Here is a 5,800-nt window from a genome sequence, read left to right as displayed (position 1 = left end):
GACAGAGCGGGTTCGCGCAGCAACACTGCGATCTGTCGCGCAAGGTTTCAGTTCAGCGCTTGTGCTGGCCGAGCCACTCTTCGAGGTAATGGATGTTGGTGCCGCCGGCCATGAACTTCGCATCCACCATCAACTCCCGGTGCAGGGCGATATTGGTGTTGATGCCTTCCACCACGGTTTCACCGAGGGCCGTGCGCATGCGGGCCAAAGCCTGCTCGCGCGTGTCACCGTGCACGATGATCTTGCCAATCATCGAATCGTAGTTCGGGGGAACGAAGTAATTGGTGTAGACGTGGGAATCCACCCGCACACCCGGTCCGCCCGGCGCGTGCCACATGGTGACGCGCCCTGGTGAGGGAATGAATTTGTAGGGGTCTTCCGCGTTGACGCGACATTCAATGGCGTGACCGCGAATTTCTATCTGGCGCTGCGTAAAAGGCAGGCGTTCACCGGCCGCCACCATGATCTGGGTCTTGACAATGTCAACCCCGGTGATCATTTCCGTGACGGGGTGCTCCACCTGCACGCGGGTATTCATCTCGATGAAATAGAACTCGCCATCTTCATAGAGAAACTCGAAAGTCCCGGCGCCCCGATAACCGATCTTTTTGCAAGCGGCCACACAGCGCTCGCCCACCCGCTCAATCAGCTTGCGGGCGATGCCTGGCGCGGGCGCTTCTTCAAGGATTTTCTGGTGACGCCGCTGCATCGAGCAATCGCGTTCACCAAGGTAAACCACATTTTTGTGCTTGTCGGCCAGAATCTGGATTTCGATATGCCGGGGGTTCTGGAGATACTTCTCCATGTACACCGCCGGGTTGCCGAACGCGGCGCCAGCTTCGGCCTTGGTCATGGCCACGGCATTGATCAGCGCGGCCTCGGTGTGCACCACGCGCATGCCGCGTCCGCCACCACCGCCCGCCGCCTTGATGATGACGGGATAACCCACCGCTTTGGCGATGCGGCGAATTTGCACCGGATCGTCGGGCAGCTCGCCTTCCGAGCCGGGCACACAGGGCACGCCGGCCTTGATCATCGCCTGTTTGGCGGACACCTTGTCGCCCATGATACGAATCGACTCGGGCGTGGGGCCAATGAACTGAAAGCCGCTTTTTTCCACTCGCTCGGCAAAATCGGCGTTTTCGCTCAAAAAACCATAGCCGGGGTGAATCGCCTCGGAGTCCGTCACTTCAGCCGCCGAAATGATGGCGGGCATGTTCAGATAACTCAGCGCCGACTGGGCCGGCCCGATGCACACCGCCTCCTCCGCCAGCTTGACGTATTTGGCCTCACGATCGGCCTCGGAATAGACCATGACGGCCTTGATACCGAGTTCGCGACAGGCGCGTTGAATTCTGAGGGCGATTTCGCCCCGATTGGCAACCAGGATTTTCTTGAACATAGGCGTTGCTGTTGGCGTCACTCAATCACGAACAAAGCTTGTCCGTATTCAACGGCCTGTCCGTTCTCACAGAGAATCTGCTTCACGATTCCCGATTTGTCTGCTTCGATTTCATTGAGAATCTTCATGGCCTCAATGATGCACACGGTCTCGCCGACCTTGATTGAATCCCCGATTTCAACAAAAGCCTTGGCACCAGGGGACGCCGAACGATAGAAAGTTCCGACCATGGGCGATTTGACCGTGTGACCGAGGTCCACTGGCACCGGCGCAGCAACAGGCGCCGCGCCCTGGACCGACGCAACTGCCGGCGCCATCATGGCGACTGGCGCGTACTGCTGAACCATGGCACCGCCACCTTTGACGATGCGAACCTTGCCTTCTGCTTCCGTGATTTCCAACTCCGAGACATTTGATTCGGACACAAGGTCAATCAATGTCTTCAATTTTCTTAGGTCCATGAGGTCTCCAACGAATTTCAAGTAATGACCGGCGAATTTACCTTAAATTCCAACAAAATCCAGTCATCTTCTTTTATTTTACAGAACATCAGTAGGCACTTCAATAGTCACCATGATGTTCATTGCCGCTACAGAGCCCCGAAGAGCACGCAATTACGGCAAGGTGGCCCTATTTCAACAAAGTCCAAGCTCGTAAATTGTCCGGCGTAACTTTGCCCATTTTACGATGTGCCACCAAGCCATCCGATCCGAGCACCACCGTGAACGGCAAACCGCCACTTAAATTCCCGAGCGATCGGCTGAGCTCTACTCCGGGCAAACCGGCCAGCGCCACTGGAAAGGTTACAGGCGCGTTGGCCAGAAAGCGTTTGACGGGCGCCAGCTGGTCCACCGCCAAACCAAGAACTTGCCAGCCTTTGGCTGAATTTTCCTGATAAAAACTGCTCAATAGTGGAAGTTCTTCCACGCACGGTGGGCACCAGGTGGCCCAGAAGTTCAATAGCACCGGCTTGCCCCGCAAGGCGCTCATCGAGAGCGTGCTGCCATCAGGTGTCGCGAACGCCAGCTGCCAGAGCCCGGATTCAGCGCCCGGCGACATGGTTTGCGGCTGGTAAGTCCGCCAGGCCAGGCCGACACCACCCAGTGCAGCCGCACCGGCCACGGCACCCAGCAGCCAGCGCCGGCGGCTGTGCGCAGTCTGCTCTGCACGTTCAGGGGAAGGGCTTAATTCAGTCATGTCTGCGGATCATGCAACAAACGCCGGACCGCCGCCAAATCCCCGCGCGGCGTGCGCCCTTTCGCGTCAGGCTTGAGCGCGCCACGCACGTCGTCGCGGTCGTAGATCAGCAAATGAACGCCGACCTCTTCATTCAACTCCGGACAAACGGCGTGCACGCTGAGCGCCTCGACCGATTCACCATGAAAGCCGGTGACCGTGCGCGGCACATAGGCCACCTGGTGGTCAATCAGCGATATTTCAGCCGACTTGCTGTCATCGCAAAACAACTGAAGGTAGATGTCGGACAGCCGCGTGGCGGTGCCGTGCCAGACGGCCCCGCCCAAGTGGGGCCAAAACGCGGTCATGCGCTCCATCCAGACCAAGGCCAGCCGGCGCAAAGCCAACAGCTCGCCCGGTTGCGTATCAGCGCAGAACAGCGCGATGTAGTCCAGCACGGCGTCCTCGATCTCGTCATTGGCGGGCAAGGCGGTGCGCGCCGGCAGGCCCAGTTGCTTGACCGCGCGGCGCTTGGCCGGGCCATATTCGAGCCCCTCCTCTACCACCATGCGTGCGGCGACGGCGCAGATTTCTGATTTCAAGGACTCCATAGGACGTGATTCTGCACGCATTTCTTCACCTGAGACGCCAGCCTAAAATCCAGTCATGCACATTCATATTCTGGGTATTTGCGGAACTTTCATGGGAGGCCTGGCCGCCTTGGCGCGCGAAGCGGGCCATAAAGTGACCGGTTGCGACAGCGGCGTTTATCCACCCATGAGCGACCAGTTGCGTGCCCTCGGTATTGAACTGATGGAAGGCTTTGGCGCCGACCAGCTGGCACTCCAGCCCGACATGTTTGTGGTGGGCAATGTGGTGAGTCGCGCCCACCGGGCCGATGGCACACCGAAATTCCCGCTGATGGAAGCCATTCTGGACGCCGGACTGCCCTACACCAGCGGCCCCCAGTGGCTGGCAGAACATGTGTTGCAGGGCAGGCACGTCATTGCCGTCGCCGGCACCCACGGCAAAACCACCACCACCGCCATGATCGCCTGGATACTGGAATATGCCGGCCTGCAGCCCGGTTTTCTGGTCGGCGGCGTACCCATGAATTTTGACGTTTCAGCGCGGTTGGGGCGATACAAGGCCGAACGCAGCGCCGGGCCGCCCCAAGCAAGTTCAGACCCCTCGGGGGGCAGCGCAGCACACGAAGTGGCAAGCGTGGGGGCCATCTTCGTTATTGAAGCCGACGAATACGACACCGCATTTTTCGACAAGCGCGGCAAGTTTGTGCACTATCGCCCGCGCACGGCCGTGCTCAACAACCTCGAGTTCGACCACGCCGACATCTTTGACGATCTGGCTGCCATCGAGCGCCAGTTTCATCACCTGGTGCGCACCGTGCCGGGCACCGGCCCGCATGGCTCCGGCCGCATCGTCGTCAATGGACTGGAGGAAAGCCTGGCGCGGGTGCTTCACATGGGCTGCTGGAGTGAAGTGCGCAGCTTTGGCGCGGCGGTGAGCGACTTCACGGCCGCAGGCGAACCGCATGAGTTTGACGTGCTGTACCAGGGCCAGCCAGTGGGCCACGTGAAGTGGGCCCTGACCGGCGTGCACAACCAGCTCAACGCACTGGCGGCCATTGCCGCCGCCCAGCACGTGGGGGTGTCCCCCGAAGTCGCCGCCAGCGCCTTGGGCCGCTTTGAAAACGTGAAGCGGCGCATGGAAGTACGCGGCACCATGGCGCGGACGGGCGGCAGCATCACGGTGTACGACGACTTTGCCCACCACCCCACCGCCATCCGGACCACGGTCGACGGTCTGCGCCGCAAAGTGGGGCCGGGTGCGCGCATTCTGGCGGTGTTCGAGCCGCGCAGCAACACCATGAAGCTGGGCGTCATGAAAGCCCAGCTGCCCTGGAGCCTGGAAGACGCCGATCTGGCGTTTTGCCATGGCGGCGGGCTCGACTGGGACGCCCGCGACGCGCTGGCCGGCATGGGCGACAAGGCGCAAGTGGCCGACACCATTGATGAGCTGGTGGCGCAGGTGGTGGCCCAGGCACGCGCTGGCGATCACATCCTGTGCATGAGCAACGGCGGCTTTGGCGGCGTCCACCTCAAACTGCTGCAGGCGCTACAAAATAAATAGCTACCTACGCAATAGATACGGGGGCTAGAGGCTTAAAACACGCATAGCCCCGGCCCTTTAGCGGGCCCGGCGCGCCTTCACCGCCTGCGACAGCACTTCCAGCGATTTGAGGGAATCATCCCAGCCCAGGCAAGCGTCGGTGATGCTCTTGCCATATTCCAGCTGGGCCGCGTCGTCTTTGCCCGGGGTGAACTTCTGCGCACCGGCATGCAAGTGGCTTTCCACCATCACACCGAACACACTGGTGGAGCCACCGGCAATTTGAGCCGCGACGTCGCGCGCCACGTCCAACTGCTTCTCGAACTGCTTGCTGCTGTTGGCGTGGCTGCAGTCCACCATCAAGGTGGCGGGCAGTTTGGCCTTTTCCAGGTCTTTACAGGCGGCGGCCACACTGGCGGCGTCATAGTTCGGCGTCTTGCCGCCACGCAGGATGACGTGGCAGTCTTTGTTGCCATGGGTTTGCACAATCGCCACCTGGCCATTCTTGTGGACCGATAAAAAGTGATGCCCGCCGGCGGCGGCCTGAATGGCATCGGTGGCGATTTTGATATTGCCGTCCGTGCCGTTCTTGAAGCCAATCGGCGCCGACAGACCCGACGCGAGTTCGCGGTGCACCTGACTCTCGGTGGTCCGCGCCCCAATGGCGCCCCAGGAGATCAAGTCGCCAAGGTACTGGGGAGAAATCACGTCCAGGAATTCGCTGCCGGCGGGCAGGCCCAGGCGGTTGATTTCAACCAGCAACTGGCGCGCAATGCGCAGACCCTCGTCGATGCGGAAGGTTTCATCGAGGTAGGGGTCGTTGATCAGGCCTTTCCAGCCGACGGTGGTGCGGGGTTTCTCGAAATACACACGCATCACGATCTCCAGCGTGTCGGCGTACTTCTCGCGCTGCGCCTTGAGATGGCGGGCATAGTCCAGCGCGGCGGCCGGGTCATGGATGGAGCACGGGCCGATCACGACCAGCAGGCGGTCGTCCTTGCCCGCCATGATGTCGTGGATGCGGCGGCGGGTGGCGCTGATCAGCGTCTCCACGGCGGTGCCCTGAATCGGAAAGAAACGGATTAAATGCTC

At 60.7% G+C, this 5,800-nt stretch carries 6 protein-coding genes; 1 reads left to right on the top strand and 5 read right to left on the bottom strand.

All coding sequences use genetic code 11. The features are described 5' to 3' along the window. Positions 1–52 precede the first annotated feature (52 nt). The 4 genes from accC to B3V69_RS18605 all read right to left on the bottom strand — a co-directional run bounded on the left by accC (position 53) and on the right by B3V69_RS18605 (position 3,189). Positions 53–1,402, bottom strand: a complete 1,350-nt coding sequence (gene accC, locus B3V69_RS18620; protein ID WP_296448652.1) for an acetyl-CoA carboxylase biotin carboxylase subunit — start codon at positions 1,400–1,402, stop codon at positions 53–55. Positions 1,403–1,419: 17 nt separating this feature from the next. Beyond that, positions 1,420–1,863, bottom strand: coding sequence for an acetyl-CoA carboxylase biotin carboxyl carrier protein (accB, locus tag B3V69_RS18615; RefSeq protein ID WP_296448650.1), 444 nt, complete (start codon positions 1,861–1,863; stop codon positions 1,420–1,422). 169 nt (positions 1,864–2,032) lie between these two features. Next, complete coding sequence (locus tag B3V69_RS18610) at positions 2,033–2,599, bottom strand: TlpA disulfide reductase family protein (RefSeq protein ID WP_296448648.1); 567 nt, start codon at positions 2,597–2,599, stop codon at positions 2,033–2,035. Then, the gene (locus B3V69_RS18605) at positions 2,596–3,189 is read right to left on the bottom strand and encodes a hypothetical protein (protein ID WP_296448646.1); all 594 of its coding nucleotides are present in this window, start codon (positions 3,187–3,189) and stop codon (positions 2,596–2,598) included. The genes B3V69_RS18610 and B3V69_RS18605 overlap by 4 nt, the downstream gene beginning before the upstream one ends. A gap of 55 nt (positions 3,190–3,244) precedes the next feature. Here B3V69_RS18605 and mpl point away from each other — a divergent pair, with 55 nt between their 5' ends. Further along, the gene (mpl, locus tag B3V69_RS18600; RefSeq protein WP_296448644.1) at positions 3,245–4,729 is read left to right on the top strand and encodes a UDP-N-acetylmuramate:L-alanyl-gamma-D-glutamyl-meso-diaminopimelate ligase; all 1,485 of its coding nucleotides are present in this window, start codon (positions 3,245–3,247) and stop codon (positions 4,727–4,729) included. 57 nt (positions 4,730–4,786) lie between these two features. Here the strand turns inward: mpl and B3V69_RS18595 are convergent. Further along, positions 4,787–5,800, bottom strand: a 1,014-nt coding sequence (locus tag B3V69_RS18595; protein WP_296448643.1) for a 3-deoxy-7-phosphoheptulonate synthase, incomplete at its 5' end; no start/stop codon positions are given.

It is taken from the genome of Rhodoferax sp. UBA5149 (assembly GCF_002413825.1).
Lineage (GTDB): Bacteria > Pseudomonadota > Gammaproteobacteria > Burkholderiales > Burkholderiaceae_C > Rhodoferax.
Note: the sequence above shows the minus strand (reverse complement) of the source record. Positions and strands in the feature narration are given on the sequence as shown.

What these genes read in the sequence shown, in the direction of transcription:
- accB (WP_296448650.1), bottom strand. Translation starts at nt 1,863, where the DNA reads ATGGACCTAAGAAAATTGAAGACATTGATTGACCTTGTGTCCGAATCA.
- B3V69_RS18605 (WP_296448646.1), bottom strand. Translation starts at nt 3,189, where the DNA reads ATGGAGTCCTTGAAATCAGAAATCTGCGCCGTCGCCGCACGCATGGTG.
- accC (WP_296448652.1), bottom strand. Translation starts at nt 1,402, where the DNA reads ATGTTCAAGAAAATCCTGGTTGCCAATCGGGGCGAAATCGCCCTCAGA.
- mpl (WP_296448644.1), top strand. Translation starts at nt 3,245, where the DNA reads ATGCACATTCATATTCTGGGTATTTGCGGAACTTTCATGGGAGGCCTG.
- B3V69_RS18610 (WP_296448648.1), bottom strand. Translation starts at nt 2,599, where the DNA reads ATGACTGAATTAAGCCCTTCCCCTGAACGTGCAGAGCAGACTGCGCAC.